This window comes from Colwellia piezophila ATCC BAA-637 (genome assembly GCF_000378625.1).
GTDB lineage: Bacteria > Pseudomonadota > Gammaproteobacteria > Enterobacterales > Alteromonadaceae > Colwellia > Colwellia piezophila.
The window spans coordinates 141453-160077 of record NZ_KB905169.1 but is presented as its reverse complement, the minus strand read 5'-3'; the positions used below and the strand labels follow the sequence as shown (position 1 = coordinate 160077).

The window sequence follows — 18625 nt, the reverse complement described above, 5'->3', positions numbered from 1 at the left end:
GACTCTACTTTGTAGGAAGGTGAAAAAGGTACAACTCAATTTTTAAATTTCCTATTACATCTATACCCATTACCATTCAAGATGCTTGTTTCAGAGTGCTTGAGCTATTTCAATTCAAGGCGCTGTTATGAAATAATGGTTGTTCCATTATAAGTCATAGCAACGATGAAGTGATGTTGCTCAAGCGCTTCGTTGATGGGTTTAAAAACGATTTATTCCGCGTTATTAATTTGAACAATGGAACAACCATTCTCTAAAATTAACGCCTTGCCTAAATCGTTTTTAACTCCCACTGAAATCGAGCACTTTGAATGGTAACGGGTATATGTGACTTTTTACATTTAGTTACTACTGGTTTCTTCTTTCAATAGTTCAACATGATTCTCATCAATTTTATTTACTACAATACCAAAACCTGAATCAAGCAGATAAAATAACTTATCAGTTTCTCCTGTGTCAAAATGTCCACCAATGCGTAATTTTCTCAATTCAGGATCCGGTATATCTATTTTAATTTCGGTATGCCTACTTATTTCGGTAACGACTTCTTCTAAGGTTTCACCGGCAAAAACCAATTGACCATTCAACCAAGATAACTTGCGACCTAATTCACTTTTATCAAGATGCACAATATGATTATCCTCAGCTGTAGATATCGCAGAGATCGACATGCTTTGTCCTGCGGATAATTTCCCTAAATATTTAGATACTTTCACTGGCTCATTGAACCGAGTAATTGTCTGTTCTTTCTGCTTCAGTTGAATATTTGTCGAGGGTAATAAATCATTCGGTTTAAGCAGTAAAACATCATCAACTATTGCTAATTCTACTGTGCCTTCTGATACTAATACTTCAACTCTCCCCTTTAATTTATGCACTGAAAATGCGGTACCTAATGCACGAACTAGTCTATTCATGGCATATACTTCAAAGGGTCTGGTAGCATCCTTTTGTACTTCAAAATGTGCTTCACCAGTAATCAACGCAATACGTCGAAAGTTTTCACTATAATCGACTCTTACTTTAGAGTTAGAGTTTAACCAAAGTGTTGAACCGTCTGCTAATATCTGTTTTTTATACTCACCAATATTGGTAGCATAATATTGAGAATCAGACTCCATTGGGTTGTTAATCATTGAGTTTATGAATATTAGGCCAACTAATAAACATGCTGATACAGTGGTTAACTTGAAAAATAATGAAGAGCCAGATGGCTTTTCATTGTTTTTGAACAATGAAGTTAACATGTTGATGCCTAACATTGTTTTGAGCTTGTCTAGTGAAAATAGGGAACTTCTCTCCGGAGCTACTCTCAGCGCAGCCAATACATCCATATTCTCCCAGGTTTTCGACATACGGATCATAACAGCACGGTGAATATCGCTCGTTGCTATCCATGCTCTCAATTCATTTGTTTCATCAGTAGAAAGGCGGGCCTTATCATCAATTTTAAGTAACCAATTAGCGGCTTCTTCTTTAATCTTTTGAGTATTGGTGAATCCTTTAACATTACTCATTATTTAATGTTTCCTTTTAACTTTTGAGACCAAGTTGAGTTATCACTCACCTCAACTTCCTCATTGGCTAGACCATTTTCTTCGTAACGCTCAATAGCATTATCACAACAGATCATTGCTTTGGCGATATTATAATTAATTGTACTTGTTGGCATATTTAAACGGCTCGATATTTCCTTGATTGAATAACCATAAACCTTTCTCAGCATCAATACCTTTCGACTTTGCTCTGGCAGCGATGCAATAGACTCACAAAAAATGCCTAATTTTCTTTGAGCATCAATGTCACTCTCAATGTCGGCGGTATTAATCGGGATTGCTTCTTCAGTTACATCATCAATATAATCGGTAAGCTTATAACTTGAACGTCGATATTTAGACATTATAAGGTTTTTTGCAACTCTATACATAAAAGACTTTGGTCGCTCAATTTCATTTTTAATATTTGACTCAAATGAACGTAAAAACGTTTCTTGGCAAATATCCTCAATTTCATGTGAGGGTAATAAAAATCTCGAGATGTATTTTTTTAAAGCGCCTTCATGATGTCTAAAAGTATCTAGTATGGAACTATTATTATTATTATTCTCTTTTTTCAAGATAACCTCACTATTCATTTCGATCATGATAAATGGTTTATTACCCTTAGCAAGTGATAATTATATTATTCACATGTAAAGAGCACAATTCCTCGAAAATTTATTAGTGTTAGTCATAGGACGTATTACTAACAAATATGTACAACATTCAATAAATATTTTTATTTTAATTACTTCGTTTTTCACAATCTCAGGACTAATTTACTTGTATATACAGTCTTTGGCTTAGTTATTCAGATCCATTTATAATTTGTGATATTTGCTCAAGCAAATCAGTTTTCACATTTTGATATTTCTCATATAACGCTAAATTATGCCATTCATAGGGATCATTTCGGTGGTCATATAATTCTTCTTGGCCATCTTTGTATCTGATATAACGCCAGTCTTGGGTGCGGTAAGAATAGGTTTGTTGCCAGATATATTCATCAGGCAAATCTTTAATCACTTTTATATGCCACAAAGCGTGTTTGTTAGTACCAACCGCTAGCCCTTCAATAGGTTTGTCTATACCTACACCCATAACAGTTAACGCACCTTTTGGACCTTGCCATTGTTCAACGGTGTTAGTGCTTAGCTTTGATGCCAACTTAGCTGTAAGTAAGGGCACTATTGAGTGACCTCCTAAAGCAGCTGCCCCTTTTGATTTAATATTTGTACCTTGTAAATTAGCGAGCTCGATGAAAGTAGGGTAGAGGTCAATTAGCGATACCGGTTGCTGAACTTTTAAACCAACGGTACTTTTACCCGGTACTTTGAACAACATTGGGATTTTTGCACTTTCTTCCCAAGGCGAGTTTTTATAAAGGTAATCTTTCTCGCCAAATTGCCAACCATGATCGCTAGTAAATACCACAATGGTATTATCTTTTAAGCTTGAATTATTTAAGGTATCTAAAACAACACCGACTTGTTCATCCATAAAAGCGATACAGGCAAGGTAGGCTTGAATCACTTTTTTCAAACCTTCATCGTCATCTTTATAGGAGTCTTGTAACGCCTTAAAGTAAGACAAGCCCATTTGCGTCATCGGGTAATTATCTTTAAAAGGTGTGTCGTTGATATCATTCGCTTTGATGGTAGGTAGTTGTATTGTTTCTAATGGAAACATGTCGAAGAAGCGTTTAGGTGCATATAAAGGTGTATGAGGACGAACAAAACCAATACCCATAAAGAAGGGTTGTTTACTGTTACTTTTGGCTAGTGCCTTTAATTTATTACTTGCCCAAATAGCATGTTGCTCATCGGGTAATCGGTCGCGGTTATCTTCATTTACATAATTAAAAGTAGCAAAAGGATAACCCCAGCCTGGAGCATGTTTGAATTTATCTGTCGCCTTAGGAGCTGATTTTTTATCGAAATTAGCAAATTTAGGCACATCGGATAATGGCGCGAATGAGCCATCAACAATATTGATACTTCTAAAAGGCTCAGGAACAGAGGGGTGACCAACAATTTTGTTACCATTAAAAGCATGAGGACCGTAATTGATTCGTTCAGGTACGCCCCATTCATGCCAAAGTTTCTTTTGGTTTTTATGCAGTAATTTTCCTGTGCCATACATTTGATAACCATTTTCACGAAACAGCTGTAAAAAGGTTTTATTGTGCTTCAATACATGTTGTTTAGTGAGAGGTGTCCAACCAAAGTCTTTAGATACATGAGGATAGACACCGGTAAACAAGCTATTACGTGATGATTGGCACACAGGTGCATTGGTTTGTGCATTGGTAAATTGCACCGACTGAGCAGCCAGTTGGTCTATATTGGGGGTTTTACTTTGTGGATGACCACCAAATGTCCCCAAGTAGTCGTTAAGATCGTCAACTATGATGAAAAGCACATTGGGTTGTTCTTTTGTTGCTGAACTTGCGTGCACAGTATTTTGACTAACAAACAGTAGCAATAATACTGCCAGACTGACTAATGACTTCATGTTTTCCCTTTTATAAATCTTGTCCAATAATGGCACTGATTTCGTTTTTCAATTGTTTAACGATTAGCTGGTTTTGTTTGTGTGCTGCAATATTATTCCACTCATGTGGGTCGTCATCATGATTATATAATTCTTGCGCACCATTGGAGTAGTGAATGTATCGCCATTGTTTGGTTCGATATGAGTAATTTTGCTTAGCGACATGTTTTTCTTTACCACTGTTGGCGTAATTACCAACCACAGTGAGTGCACCATTTGGCCCTGGCCAATTTTGTGTTGTTGGATCTTCAATAAATGGCCGTAAACTAAAACCACCTAATTTCCCGCCTTTTTTATTTTTACGGTGATCACCCTTTAAGTTAGCGTAATCAACAAGCGTAGGGAATATATCAATCAGTGATACCGGATGCTCAACCGTTGTATTGGTGACTTTGTCATTAGCAGAGCTAATAACTGGTCCAATAGCCGGTCTGATAAGCAAAGGAATACGAGCACTCTCTTCCCAAGGAGAGTTTTTAAATAGATAGTTTTTCTCACCCATTTGCCAACCATGATCACTGGTGAAAACAATCATGGTATTGTTATTTAATGACGGATGAGACGCTAAAGCATCAATTACTTTACCCACTTGTTCGTCCATAAACGTGATACACGCTAGATAGGCTTGCAAAAATACTTTCATCGCTTTTTCTCGGTCACCATCATATGAGGCAACTAATGTACGATAATATTTTAATCCTTTACCATTTTCTGGAAAGTTTTCATTGAAATGGGTGTCATCGACATCGTTTTTCATCCAAGGTGCTAGGGTGATTGATTCAAGTGGGTACATGTCAAAGAAGCGATCTGGGGCGTAAAGTGGCGTATGGGGTCTAACAAAACCAACGCCCATAAAAAATGGTTGTTTGGCCTTTTTATTCGCTAGCTCGGCAAATTTTTCACTGGCCCATTTAGCATGTGCCTCATCGGGCAGTAAATCACGATCATTTTCATTAAGGTAACGAAAGGGGGCTTTTGTCCAGCCCATAACCCAACCCGCTTCACCTTTTTTACCAACAGAAACACCACCTTCTGAAAGTCGGCCAAAGGAGCCGTCAATAGCACCTATATCTCTAAAAGGGGCAGGAACATTTTTAGTTGCGGTTAACTTTTTACCATCGAATAGGGTCGGGCCATAATTATGCCTTACCTCGTTACCCCATTCTTGCCATTCAGGTGTCTTGTTGCCGTGCATTAACTTGCCAGTACCTAAGGTGAAATAACCATTTTCATTGAATAGTTCCATTATGGTTTTGTTGTGTTTTAACACCGGTTGTTTATATTTAGCTGTCCAACCAAAATCAGCTGAGTCATGTGGGTAAACCCCGGTAAATAAACTATTACGCGATGGCTGACAAACAGGGGTATTGGTTTGCATATTAGTAAAGCGAATGCTTTGGCTGGCTAACTTATCTATATTAGGGGTTTTAACTTGTGGATGACCACCAAAAACACCTTGATAATCATTTAAATCATCAACCATGATAAGTAGAACATTCTGCGGCTTCTCTGAATGCTTGACTAAGTCACTGTCGTTGGCAGTTGCCTGTAGGCTGGCCAACATGATTAAACTAAGGCTTACTAATAACTTTTTACTCATAACCTTTATAAATCCTAATTTCTATTTAACCAGAGCTCTTTGTTTTTATAACTATATTTTAAGTGATTAAGTTAGATCTTAAACCGAGTTCAGCTTACTTATAGTGCTTTGCTAATTTCAATAGCGCCCATATCAGGTCTACCAATAATAGGGTTGCCTAAAATGTCATGTTTGACTTTAAGACCTTTAAATAAACCTTTCCTATCATTAACTATTAGCGGTATCTCAATGCCTTTGTTTTCAACAAGTGTTTTATTTGACGGAATATAATCGGTTAACTTGTCTCCGCCGGCGTTAGCAAACTGAACGTCGCCAAAAATGGGTGCACTATCTTGAATTAAAATAGACTCAGGCCAGTTGCTTGCTTTTAAGAATATGTTGTTGGTGAAATGAACATCTGAGATATGACTGATGCCATTTGTTTCGGGACTATATTGGTCACCTTTAACAGCCTTACTATCACCGACGATATGGAAGATATTATTTGCAATTAATGCGCCCTTTGACACTCTAGTGACGGCTATTTTGCTGAGGATGTCTTTTTTGACATAGATAGTATTGTTATAGATATAACTATTATAAGGACCATGACGTTTTTTACCTTTACCAACAAAGCCACTAAACCAGAAAGTTTTGCCTTCTTGAGCGGCGACGCCTTTTTTCTTAATACGGTAGCCATCATTGATACTGACATTGTAACGATAAGCATTGTTATAGTTGTTACCTAAAATTTCAATAAAACCACCGGCATTGTTTGCGCTGATATTGTATTGGATTATTATATTGTCGCAGTTGAAATCGATATGGAAACCGGCCGAATCAGCAGGGCCATTAGCGTTTAGAAATTTATTGTATTCTACCAGCACATGAGAGCTGCCCCATGTCCACATACCACTACCACGGCCCCAATTGCGGCTGTCTTTAGTGCTACCTGGATTTTTGATGATATTGCCAACCACATGGACATTTAAGGCGCCGCTCATTTGCATGCCAGGGCCGCCAATATCAAAGACTTTATTGTTACTTAAGGTGGCATTAGTAAAGCTGCCTTTTTTACCGTTAAGTTTTATACCGGTATGAGAAACATTAGAAATTCTCGAGTTTTGGATAACCAAATTATCAAATTTACCGCCTTTTTTTGCAAAGGCTCGAATGCCAAAACTGTAACTTTCGGTACCATTTGCAGTATGAGTTTCTTTTATAGAGCGTGTTAAGCCTACTTTGTTAAAATAGACATTATTAACAATAATATTATCTAATTTTATCCCAGAAAAAGTTCCCTTTTTACTGGCCTCTAACTTAACGCCAATGCGCATTGCTTTGTTTTTTTTGTTTCTTTGTTTTTTTACCCAATCGTAAATAAATCCTTCAGGCGCGGTGACATTAAAATTGCTTACCTGTAGGTGCTTTGAATTGATAATGCTAATGCCATGGTAAAATCCTCTGGCATTGATTGTTGCATGAGAAGACGTGACTTTATCATTGGCCTTCTTACTTGCATTCTCACCGGCTTGGTAGGAACTGACAATAATTGGTTTTTTTTCTGTACCAGCAATGTTGTGTAATTTAAGCTCTCCCCAGTGGCTAACTCCTGCGGCTAACAGTAACTTATCTCCAGGTTCGAGATGTATTTTTTGTACTTGGTTTAACGACTTATAGGCAGCATCAGGGCTTTTACCATCATTGCTGTCTTTGCCTAATTGAGGGTTTATATAATAGCTTTGTGCCAATATAGGGATTGAAAAAACTGATAATAAAAAAATACTAAGTAAACGTTTCATTATTTCCCGACTTTTTAATAATTTGCTAAGTTTATTTTACGAGCGTTATATCATACCAGTCCCACTAACTATGTGATCATTTCTACTTGCTAAAACCACAAACTACTTCGTTATTTATTTGATAATTAGAACAACTAGTTATAAAAGTAAATGCCTTGTATTTTGTAATTTTTTCTACGTATAAAATAGATCATCTAATTAATGGAACTGGTATCCCTCATAGTGTTTTTGAATTTATTGTTAAACAAAGTTATTTGCTAATAAATCCCCAACGATTTTTAAGCCAAACTTTTACCATTTTGGCCAACTTGTCGTTTTCTGTTAGTGGTGTCGTTGCATCACTCGGTTGATTAAAGATAAAACCTCTTTGCTCTTTTAATAACGTTGCAATATTAAGTAGTTCTACTCTTTCTAGGTCATGTTGAGCGCTTTGATACAAACGGGTAAATGTTTTGCTGGGATCAAAACCATCGACCATGGTTAAAAACTCAAGCGCACGAGATTGAACCTGAATACTTTTAGAATGGTCTAATAACGCTTTAATTTGTGGGGCAAACTTTAGTGCTTGTTGATCAAAACTAGTCGCTACAATTAATGCGCGATAAACCATATCGTCATCTTTATTGTCTAGTGCAAGGCTTAGTTGATTTTTCACTTTACTAAACGGCTGCAACTGTAGATCTGCAACTTGTATTAACGCTTGAATACGGTCTTGTTGTTGATAACCTAATTCATAAAAACTTTTATCGGTTGAGGTTTGCACTAACTTTGATTCAGCGATAAAACCAAGATCAGGGATTTGAGCTTGATGCTGCTGTACTAACTTTCTAAGTTGCAGTAACTTTTCATGAAATGCAGGATTATTTGCTAAATTAGTCATTTCCCAAGGGTCATTGGCTAAATCATATAAACCCTCAGCTGATTTTGGTTCGAAAAAAGCGGCTTGCTGTGGTGTTAACTTACCTTGGAGAAATAAATTGCGCCATTCTTGAAATGCTGCTTGCTTATATCGGTAGAAATTCTCTAAACCGTCAGGGTAATAAGGTTGGTAGTTACGGATGTATTTAAAATTTCCTTTTCTTAAACTACGCACTAAATCTGACTTCTCGTCAAAGCGATCGGCTTGCGCGTAAACTTCATCCCGCTTATTAAGTTTTTCTAAGCTTGTGTTAGCTGATAAGAAAGATTTGCCGTGGTATTCCTTTGGGCTAGCCACCCCGGCAAGTTCTAGTACAGTTGGGGCAAAATCAATAAAACTTACCAGTCCTGAAACTCGCGTATTAGCTGTTTTAAGTCCATCTCCTACTAAATGTTTGAAGTTTTCTGGCACTCGGATAACTAAAGGCACACTGAGTCCGTGCTCAAAAAGATAACCTTTACTGCCAGGTAAAACACCACCATGGTCACCAAAATAGAATATAAAGGTATTTTCTAATTCGCCATCCTGTTCAAGCTGCTTGATAACATTAGCCATCTGACTGTCAGCTTTTTGATGGTTATCTAATGTGCGTGCATGGGTATATCTAAAGGTTGGCGTATCCGGGTATATAGGGGCCAATTTAACTTTTTTAGGATCATGTTTAGTTACAACGTTTTGTATTTGCCCTTTTTTGAAATGCAATTTACCTTCATGGGTAATGGCAAACGTTTGCATATGAAAGAATGGCTGGCCTTCTTGTCTATTTCTCCAGTTTGCTTTCTTCGATGATTCACTCCAAACCTCAGGAATGGGGGCAAAATTATAATCTGTTTTTACGTTATTCGTGGTGTAGTAGCCCGCTTGTTTTAACAATTGACTAAACGGCTTTACGTTATCAGGCAGTGTCACTTTGTGGTAACTACGGTGGTTCATCGTGCCGATACTTGTACCGTACAAACCCGTTGCTAAGGTTGTTCTTGCGGTAGAACATACCGGAGTATTTGAAAAGGCATTGTCAAACACTAAGCCATTTTTAGCCAACTTTTCAATAGTGGGCATCTTGGCGCCATTTTCATCATATAACTTCAAGTAATGTTTTGAATTATCTTCAGTGATCAACCAAACAATATTGGGTTTCTTTTCAAGTTTTGCAGGCATTTTACTGCTAGAAGATTCAGCATTACAGTAACTTACTATGCTAAAACTCAGTACTATTAAAAATACCACCTTGAGTCTTATAACTGATATGAATTTTCTCATTGATACTCTCTCGCTATGGTAAATTTTTGGCATAGCCAAAAAATAATCTTTATAATTTTAAAGAATTCATTTTTACCATGTACAGGCTTAGTTGTACAAGGTAAATGAAATCGTTTTCCCTACGTATCTTTAGTTATATATATATTTAATGATAAATAGATATAAGATATAAGTGTATATGTCGCTGTTATTTATGGGATTTTATTTTTTGTTATTAAGTTGCGGGCAATGTGGATTACATTTTCTCATAGGATTAATACATTATTATATATTTGTAGTTGTCGGTAAAAACATATTGTGGTAACGTTATCCCTACATAGTAAGCGAATGCATTTTATGTGAGGCATCAATCAGAATGCACGGCATAGATAGAGTTAATAAGATAAATAATAAATAGACAATAAAAACGAATTAACGATAACTTGAGACATTCAAGGTGGGGAAATAATGAAAAAGTCCAAATTAAGTTTAGCATTACTGGCTGCTATAGCCGTGCAATTACCAACTTATGCTTTTGCAGCAGAGGCTACGGGAGCTGAAGTCGAAGTACAATCAGCCAAAGAAAAAGCCGCAGCAAAAAAAGAACAAAAGAAACTATCAGATATTGAAGTTATAACCGTCGGTGGTATGCGTGCAAGTGAAGTGGCCGCTATCAATATGAAAAAATTCTCTGACACTATCTCTGATAACCTTTCTGCAGAAGATGTTGGTGCATTACCCGATCTAAGTATTGCTGAATCGTTAGAGCGATTATCTGCTGTAACGGGTAACCAAGATAATGGTCGTAGTAATACCATTTCTGTTCGTGGTATGGGCGGTGCTTATACTTTAACCACATTAAATAATCGTGAAATTGTTAGTTCGTTCGGTTCTCGTTCAATTAATTTAAGTTTGTTTCCTTCAGCCAGTATTCGAAGAGCGCAGGTGTATAAAACTGCAAGAGCTGATGGTCTAGAAGGTGGTATTTCGGGCCATATCAATATGGAAACCTTTAAACCACTAGAAGTTGACCGAAATATACGTATGGTTTCAGCCACTATTAACGGCAACAGTATGTATATGGATATTCCCGATACTAATCATCTTGGTACAACGTTTGATGCCATGTTTAGCCAGCATATCGGTGATGATTTCGCCTTTTCAGTCGGCGGAAGTACTCGAGACGACATGCGTTATCTTGAAGGGTTTAAATTGGGTAGCAAAGTCGTTACCAGTGATTTTAATGGCGACGGTGTTACCAATTATGCGAGTTCAGGAGCCGTATTAAACTCTAAGCTCATGGATATTCAGCAAGATTCAGTATTTGTCTCGGCACAGTGGCAGCTCTCAGATGATTTGTTAATCAGTGGTGACTACCTACACTCTTCATATGATTACCAACAACAGGGTTTAACTTTATCAAACCCAGTATTTTGGGGGGTAGACAGATTATTGAAACCTGACGGCTCTGAGGCTATATCTGGCGGTGACATTTTAGTCGCACCTGATGCAATTGATATTGGCGCGGATAACAACTATTTGATGAGTGGTTTAGTAAGAAAAGCACCCTCATTTAATGACAAGAGAAATACATATGATGGCGGCGGATTTTCAAAGTGGGATGCCAGTGTTTTAAACGAAGACCAAACTGAAGTTTTTGGTGTTAATTTTGAGTACTTTGTTTCTGACAATCTGGTTGCGGAACTTGATATTTCACATTCTAGTGCCTCGCGCTTTTATAGCTGGCGTACCGCATCAGGCAAGTATGGTCAAGATGTCGATCATTATTATGCCTTTTCTGATAGGTTAGACGGCTACGGCCTAGAATACCTAGGTGCTGACTCAGGCACTGTATACGATGGCACGGGTACAGCTTATAACGAAGCAACGGGTGAATTAGACCGCAGTAAACTATCAACTGCCGCGGTTGCTGATACCAGCACATACACGTTCAATACGCTCTCTAATAACCAAAGTTTTATGGAAAGCGCGGTGTCAGCAATCAAACTAGACTTCACCCTTGATGTTGACTACGGCTTGGTACACAAACTTAAGTTTGGTATGAGACATTCTGAAAACACCAAAGATTTTATTGACGATTCTTTGAAATACGATCGGGATGAAATGGATGCTAAAGAAGCAGGGAGTTTTGATGCTACCTTTGGTCATCTTGATATGAATGAGATAGCTAAAATCGTATCGAATAAACCTTTTCAACAACTGACCAACCTTAAAGGTTTTGATGATGTTTTCTATATCGATGCCGGTGATATCATCAATTTAATGCCTGAGTTTTTTAACGATCGTGAACCACGTAACGATTTAGATAAATTTGCCAGCTATGAGTTAAGAGAAATAACTAACGCTGCCTACATACAAGCTAGTTTTGCGGGTGATTGGTACGACGGCGTTTTTGGTGTTCGCTATTATGAAACTAAATTAGAGGCAACCAGTTGGCAGAGTAATTTTTCTGTAACACAAGTAGTTGATGTTGATGTTGATACTGGAGAGGAAACACCAACAGATAATTATGTAATAAATATCCTTGGTGACCCAGGTTATGTAACAAACACCAATGATTACTCAGATTTTTTACCAACGTTAAATGTAAACTTCAGACCCTCTGATGAATTTGTTATTCGAGTAGGTATTGGTAAAGCCATGATTCGCCCGAGCTTAGGGGATATTAATAATGCTTTAGAGTTAAAGAGTAATGTTGACGGATTTGATCCGGCTAATGGTCAGCCAGGTAAAACATTGGGCGATGCAGGTAATCCGTATTTAATGCCAATTACTTCTACACAATTTGATATCTCATTTGAATACTATCCGAGCAATAACAGTAACAATTATTATTCTATCGCGAGCTTTTATAAAGATCTAGATGGTATTTATGAGCAAGGTGCTGAGTATATTCCAATCGAAGGGTCATTTGATGACGCTGGAAATCAAATTACCATGCCGGTAACCACCGATGTTAAAGCAAAAGGCGGTTCTATTAACGGTTGGGAAACTTCATTTAGACAAGACTTGTCTGATATAACTGACTACTTAGATGGCTTTTCTGTGTCAGGTAACTACATGAAAATTTTCAATGACGCTACTCAAGATTATAACCAGCGTAATCCGGGGGATAACGCGCTGAACGTGCCAACAGAAATTTATTCATCACCGCATGGTTGGTTAGATAGTACCTATAATGTCGCGTTAACTTACGATAAAGGTAATGATTTTTCTGCAAGACTGAATTTAAATCAACAGTCCGCCCACAATACCAGAGATGGAGGTGATCATTTTACCCAATTACCGAATAAAAACCTCAGTTTCAGCATTAGGTATCGAGCTTCTAAACAGATCGTGTTTAATGCTCAAGCGGCTAACTTAACCAATGAAGTGCAAACAAAAAGTTTCTTATCAGGTGACAAAATAGGCTTTGCTGACCCATCTTTTACTGCACAAGAAACGGCTCGTGGCGTTACTTATTACGCCGGTATTCGCGTTAATTTCTAGCCATTAACCACTAAGCATTACCCGCTCTTTGTCTTATCTTCAAAACAGCCAAAGAGCGGTATTTTTCTCTACTACACCTTTCTATTCTCCAAGCTTTTAAGAGCCCCTTAAAAGTACTCGTAAGTTATATCTCAAGGAAACTTCCCATGACTATGCTCAAACGAAAAAAGCAACTGTTGTGCAATATTGCATTTTTAGTATCGTTGGCATTATTGTTGTCATTATCTGCAGCGTACACTCAAGCACAAACGCAGGGTGATTCCCCAAGAACACGTACTAGCTTAGATTTTAACTGGCAGTTTTATTTAGGTGATGAACCAAAAGCGAAAACCCCTTCCTTTTCTGATAGCCAATGGCGCACCTTAAATGTGCCTCACGATTGGAGTATTGAAGGGCAGTATAATAAAAATAACCCAGCAGGCATTGCTGGAGGCTTTTTACCAACGGGTACAGGATGGTATAGAAAACAGTTACCTTGGCATGAAAGTTGGCAAAATAAACAAGTCATGCTTGAATTTGATGGCGTTTATATGAACAGTGAAGTCTGGGTGAATGGTCACTCGTTAGGCAAACGTCCCTACGGATATATTAGCTTTAGCTATGATATCACTGACTATTTAAACAAAGAAAATAACGTTATCGCCGTTCGAGTAGATAATAGTAAATCCCCCAGCGGTCGTTGGTATACCGGCTCTGGTATATATCGTCATGTTTGGTTAACTACCGTAAATAAACAACATATTCCTTATAGCGGTATTTTTGTTCGCAGTGACAAGGTCACCAGTAAACAAGCCGATATAAAAATCACCACAGAAATTAAAAATAGTGACTCAAATGTGCAGCAGCTAACGCTTGTTAGTCAGATAGTTGATGCTTCAGGTGAAATTGTTGCTGGAACAAGCAGCTCTATTACCCTTGAGGCCAAGCAAACTGTGCCAGTAGAGCAAGCATTAACTATTGTTAAGCCGAGTTTGTGGTCTACTGATGAGCCTAACTTGTATCGCTTAAAAAGCACCATTTTAAATGGTGACACTATTGTTGATGTCAAATATACCTCAACAGGCTTTCGTTCTATTGAATTTACCGCAGATAAAGGTTTTCTCTTAAACGGAAAGTCAGTCATTTTACAAGGCGTAAGTATGCATCATGACGCCGGGCCAGTGGGGGCTGCGGTACCTAATGATGTATTACGTCGCCGTTTAGAAATGTTAAAAGACATGGGCGTAAACGCCATCCGCACTACGCATAACCCCTTCGCTCCTGAATTTTATCAAATGGCGGATGAAATGGGTTTTATGTTAATGAATGAAGCTTTTGACGGTTGGTGGCAAGCAAAAGCAAAACATGACTATGGCCTTTATTTTGATAAGTGGTGGCAACAAGATCTAACTGACTTTATGCGACGAGACCGTAACCACCCCAGTGTAATTATGTGGAGTGTTGGTAACGAAGTGCCAAATTACACCCCTGAACAGCAAAAAATCATGGTGGATTTCGCGAAAAACCTCGATGATACCAGACCTATCACCCAAGGACGTGGTTATGAAGGAGGTCACTTAACCATTGCTGGTTTTAACGGCCATGGTGAGTTTAAAGGGGCAATAGAAGCCTTTCATAAGAAAAATCCTGATGTACCTACTATTGGTACTGAATTAACGCACACTATTCACACCCGTGGTATTTATCGTAGTAAAACAGCTTATCGAGTAAGGGACTTTCCCGCGCCGTGGGAAACCGCTAACAATCAAGACCCGATGAAAAAATGGCATAAAATTAAACATAAAGTTTATGACATACCCGATTTAACTGAAGAAGAGGTATTTCCCGGTATTACCGGTGCCTATGGTTCTTCCTTTGATAATTCCGTTGTGCGTATGCCAATACGCGATGAAATTAGATTAGCGCGTGATTTACCGTATTTATTAGGAACATTTCGTTGGACGGCTTTTGACTATTTAGGAGAATCTTTCGGCTGGCCAGCTAGAACCGCGAATTTTGGTGTCATTGATTTAGCGGGCTTTGCTAAAGGACCATATTATCTCTATCAGAGCCAATGGACTAGTAAACCTATGGTTCACCTTGATCCCCATTGGACTCACCCCGGTAAAGAAGGTGTGGAAATTCCTGTCGTGGTTTATACCAATCAAACGTCGGCAGAACTTTTTCTTAATGGTAAATCGTTAGGGGAAAAGACCTTTGCTGAAAGTGGGGCTGATGATATGCAATTAGTTTGGCTAGTACCTTATCAAGCCGGTGAATTAAAGGTTGTGGCGAAAAGTAAGGGCAAAGAAATTGTCAGCAAAATACTTTATAGCGCAGACGCGCCGCACTCCATCAGCATTGGTGCCGATAAGGTAACGGTACATGCTAATCAAACAGATGTAGTGCATCTAACACTCGATGTTATTGATAAAGATGGTCATATAGTGCCAGAAGCAAATAATCGATTGAATATCAGTATTGATGGGCCGGCAAAGCTTATTGGTGTTGAAAATGGCGATATTCTTGACCTTGAACCTCATAAAGTACCTACACGTAAAGCATTTATGGGTAAAGCATTAGCGTTAATTCAAACCACAGAACATGCCGGTACGATAACCGTTACGGTTAGTGGTGAAGGCTTAGTGACACAGCAAATACTTATCGAATCAAAAGCCGAATCAAGAGCCGAATAAAAACACGTATAAAAAATAGAATCTAAAGTTGAATAAAGAACCAAATAACCCGTTGGATTTAATTAATCAATGAGAAAAATTATGAATAAATATAATAAGAATAAATTAGCGGCTTTGATAGCCATTGGTACCATGTCACTGATGACATCTGGCTGTAGTGAAAATAACAAACAAGTGACTACCGTTGAAAAACAAACAAATTCAGTGCTTACTCGCACAGATACCCGTCCGAATATTATATATATCTTGGCGGATGATCTAGGTTATGGCGACATTGGAGCATTCGGTCAACAACATATTGACACTCCCAGCTTAGATAAAATGGCGCAACAAGGCATGCGTTTAACCCAACATTATGCCGGTAGTACGGTATGTGCGCCGTCTCGAGCGTCATTAGTAACGGGTAAACAACCAGGTACTGTGCAAATTAGAGGTAACTTCGAGCTAGGTAGTTTCTTAGATGAAGAAGAATGGGGGCAAATGCCACTTCGTCCGGGTACCCAAACCATTGGCACTTTAATGCAAAAGGCTGGTTATGAAACCGCATTAATTGGCAAGTGGGGCTTAGGTGGTCCTGGCTCTTATGGAACGCCAAATAAACAAGGCTTTGATTACTTTTTTGGCTACTTAGATCAAAAACAAGCACACAACCATTATCCTACTCACCTATGGAAAAATGAACAACGTTTCCCATTAAACAATGAATATCTAGATGTACATCAAGCATTGCCAGAAGGTGTGGATGCCAGTGATCCGAAAAGTTACTTACCCTATAAACGTGAAGATTTTGCCCAACAACGCATCGCAGATGAAGCACTTCGGTATGTAGAAGAGAATAAAAACAAGCCGTTTTTCTTATACCTGTCTTTTGCCGCGCCGCATGCAGCACTGCAAGCGCCAGCTGAAGACGTTAAGGCTTACGATAAAAAACAGTTTGAAGAAACACCTACCGCAGGTGGATATTTGCCGGTGTTAAAGCCTAAAGCAACTAGAGCTGCGATGATTACGCACATAGATACAAGCATTGGTAAACTGTTTGCAAAACTTAAATCATTAGGTTTAGACAAAAATACCTTAGTAATGTTTAGTAGTGATAATGGCCCTTCTTGGGAAGGTGGTGCCGATTTAGAATTCTTTAATAGTAATGGTGATAATCGCGGTTACAAACGAGATTTATACGAAGGAGGCATACGTATGCCAACAATAGCTTGGTGGCCAGGGAAAATAGCTGAAAACTCAAGCTCTGCACATGTTTCTGCCTTTTGGGATATTATGCCAACATTGGCTGATTTAGCTGAAGTTAAATCTCCCTCAGATACCGATGGCATTTCATTATTACCGACTTTACTGGCAACAGGTAAACAAGAAAAACATCATCATTTATATTGGGAGTTTCACAATAATAATGGTGAGCATGCTCAAGCGATTCGATTAGATGATGATAAAGGTCACTGGAAGGCAGTTCGTTTATACAACAAAAACAACCGAAGCAACCCGCCCATTGAGCTTTATAACTTAGCTGTTGACAAAGAAGAGCAGACTAACATAGCTAATTTACATCCAAAAATGATTGAAAAAATGGATGAGCTTATGAAAGGCTCTCGTACTCAGGCTGATATTGATGCTTGGAACTTTGATTATTGGCCGAAGGCTAATTAATTCTAATAGACTTAAATGAAAAGAGGTTAGATATAATCATATGATTATTAAGATGAATAAATTACTAGCATTCACCCTAGTATTATTAGCGGCAAGTCATTATGTTCAAGCTGCTGACTTGGTAATCCAAGAGTGGGAGCAAGCTCGGTTCAATGAGATAGATGCTAATAATGACCAGGGTTTAGATAATATTGAGTTTCGCGACACGACTAGAGATTGGATGACAAAAGCCGGTTACAGTGAAGAGAAACAGAGAAAAAACACTAACAAAAAATTCAGAAGTTATGATAGCAATCATGACAATATAGTTAGCTTAGAAGAATTTGTTACTGCGATGCAAAAGAGTGCCGCTGTTAAAAAAAGTGCCGCGTTAAATACATCTCCTGCAAGTGATACACCTGTTGCGAAAACGCCTAAAAATAACCCGCCTGCGTATAAGACGTCTAATTCTGTATTGACTATTGGTGATGTCGCACCTAATTATTTGGGTACGGATACAAATGGCGACGAAGTTAATATTGATGAGCTTAAAGGAAAAATTGTTGTTGTTTCATTTTGGGTTTCATGGTGTAAGCCCTGTAAAAATGAGTTATCTACTTTACAAAACCTACAGAATAAAGTGGGCAACGACTTATTAGAGGTTGTAGCAATTAATTATAAAGAAAGTCATCGTTCATACAATAAGTTAAAAGCACAGTTAGCTGAATTGAATTTGACGTTAACCCATGATAAACGTGGCAAGATAGGTAAAAAATATGGTGTTGAAAAGGCACCCAATTTATTTATCATTGGTAAGACGGGTAAAGTGCTATTTATCGATAGTAAGTATAATAAAACCCCGATAAATGCCATTATTGACGTGTTGAAAAAGGAACTATCAACATAAGAATATCTTGAGAAATCCTTATCGGACATTGTTAAATCATAAGCCCTTACCATTGTCATTAAAACTTAATATGACGTAATAGGGTTATACATAATGTCCAATAAGAGACTAATATTTATACTATTGCAACCCTGTTATCATTTCATCCTAGCTGAATTCTGCATCTTCATGTTATACCAATTACACTAATATATTGATCAACTTAGAGTTATATTAGCGAGCTTAGAACAAGTAAAGTTACTTAAACATAGTTATTCTATATTTC

10 protein-coding genes are annotated in these 18625 nt (G+C 37.9%); 4 read left to right on the top strand and 6 right to left on the bottom strand.

The genetic code is table 11. From position 1 onward, the window contains the following. Positions 1 to 341: 341 nt before the first annotated feature. From F580_RS0116875 to F580_RS0116850, 6 genes are all read right to left on the bottom strand, one after another. Positions 342 to 1517, bottom strand: a complete 1176-nt coding sequence (locus F580_RS0116875) for a FecR family protein (RefSeq protein WP_019028930.1) — start codon at positions 1515 to 1517, stop codon at positions 342 to 344. Continuing rightward, the gene (locus F580_RS0116870; RefSeq protein ID WP_019028929.1) at positions 1517 to 2143 is read right to left on the bottom strand and encodes an RNA polymerase sigma factor; all 627 of its coding nucleotides are present in this window, start codon (positions 2141 to 2143) and stop codon (positions 1517 to 1519) included. Before F580_RS0116870 ends, F580_RS0116875 begins: the two co-directional genes overlap by 1 nt. Positions 2144 to 2345: 202 nt before the next feature. Then, on the bottom strand, positions 2346 to 4052 hold the full coding sequence (locus F580_RS24795; protein WP_019028928.1) for a sulfatase: 1707 nt from the start codon (positions 4050 to 4052) through the stop codon (positions 2346 to 2348). Positions 4053 to 4062: 10 nt separating this feature from the next. Continuing rightward, entirely contained in the window at positions 4063 to 5691 is a 1629-nt protein-coding gene (locus tag F580_RS24790; RefSeq protein WP_019028927.1) for a sulfatase-like hydrolase/transferase, read from the bottom strand. A 98-nt stretch (positions 5692 to 5789) separates the two neighbouring features. Continuing rightward, positions 5790 to 7472 carry a right-handed parallel beta-helix repeat-containing protein gene (locus F580_RS0116855; RefSeq protein WP_019028926.1) on the bottom strand — a complete coding sequence of 561 codons (1683 nt, stop codon included), beginning with the start codon at positions 7470 to 7472 and terminating at the stop codon, positions 5790 to 5792. A gap of 250 nt (positions 7473 to 7722) precedes the next feature. Next, positions 7723 to 9549, bottom strand: coding sequence for a sulfatase family protein (locus F580_RS0116850; protein ID WP_019028925.1), 1827 nt, complete (start codon positions 9547 to 9549; stop codon positions 7723 to 7725). Positions 9550 to 10098: 549 nt separating this feature from the next. Here F580_RS0116850 and F580_RS0116845 point away from each other — a divergent pair. The 4 genes from F580_RS0116845 to F580_RS0116830 all read left to right on the top strand — a co-directional run bounded on the left by F580_RS0116845 (position 10099) and on the right by F580_RS0116830 (position 18360). Next, complete coding sequence (locus F580_RS0116845; protein WP_019028924.1) at positions 10099 to 13140, top strand: TonB-dependent receptor; 3042 nt, start codon at positions 10099 to 10101, stop codon at positions 13138 to 13140. A gap of 146 nt (positions 13141 to 13286) precedes the next feature. Then, the gene (locus tag F580_RS0116840) at positions 13287 to 15815 is read left to right on the top strand and encodes a glycoside hydrolase family 2 TIM barrel-domain containing protein (RefSeq protein WP_019028923.1); all 2529 of its coding nucleotides are present in this window, start codon (positions 13287 to 13289) and stop codon (positions 15813 to 15815) included. Between the two features lie 69 nt (positions 15816 to 15884). Further along, on the top strand, positions 15885 to 17474 hold the full coding sequence (locus tag F580_RS0116835) for an arylsulfatase (protein ID WP_019028922.1): 1590 nt from the start codon (positions 15885 to 15887) through the stop codon (positions 17472 to 17474). A 52-nt stretch (positions 17475 to 17526) separates the two neighbouring features. After that, a complete protein-coding gene (locus F580_RS0116830) occupies positions 17527 to 18360 on the top strand; it encodes a redoxin domain-containing protein (protein WP_169338320.1) in 834 nt (277 codons plus the stop codon). Positions 18361 to 18625 lie beyond the last annotated feature (265 nt).

What these genes read in the sequence shown, in the direction of transcription:
- F580_RS0116875 (WP_019028930.1), bottom strand. Translation starts at nt 1,517, where the DNA reads ATGAGTAATGTTAAAGGATTCACCAATACTCAAAAGATTAAAGAAGAA.
- F580_RS0116870 (WP_019028929.1), bottom strand. Translation starts at nt 2,143, where the DNA reads ATGATCGAAATGAATAGTGAGGTTATCTTGAAAAAAGAGAATAATAAT.
- F580_RS24795 (WP_019028928.1), bottom strand. Translation starts at nt 4,052, where the DNA reads ATGAAGTCATTAGTCAGTCTGGCAGTATTATTGCTACTGTTTGTTAGT.
- F580_RS24790 (WP_019028927.1), bottom strand. Translation starts at nt 5,691, where the DNA reads ATGAGTAAAAAGTTATTAGTAAGCCTTAGTTTAATCATGTTGGCCAGC.
- F580_RS0116855 (WP_019028926.1), bottom strand. Translation starts at nt 7,472, where the DNA reads ATGAAACGTTTACTTAGTATTTTTTTATTATCAGTTTTTTCAATCCCT.
- F580_RS0116850 (WP_019028925.1), bottom strand. Translation starts at nt 9,549, where the DNA reads ATGCCTGCAAAACTTGAAAAGAAACCCAATATTGTTTGGTTGATCACT.
- F580_RS0116845 (WP_019028924.1), top strand. Translation starts at nt 10,099, where the DNA reads ATGAAAAAGTCCAAATTAAGTTTAGCATTACTGGCTGCTATAGCCGTG.
- F580_RS0116840 (WP_019028923.1), top strand. Translation starts at nt 13,287, where the DNA reads ATGACTATGCTCAAACGAAAAAAGCAACTGTTGTGCAATATTGCATTT.
- F580_RS0116835 (WP_019028922.1), top strand. Translation starts at nt 15,885, where the DNA reads ATGAGAAAAATTATGAATAAATATAATAAGAATAAATTAGCGGCTTTG.
- F580_RS0116830 (WP_169338320.1), top strand. Translation starts at nt 17,527, where the DNA reads ATGAATAAATTACTAGCATTCACCCTAGTATTATTAGCGGCAAGTCAT.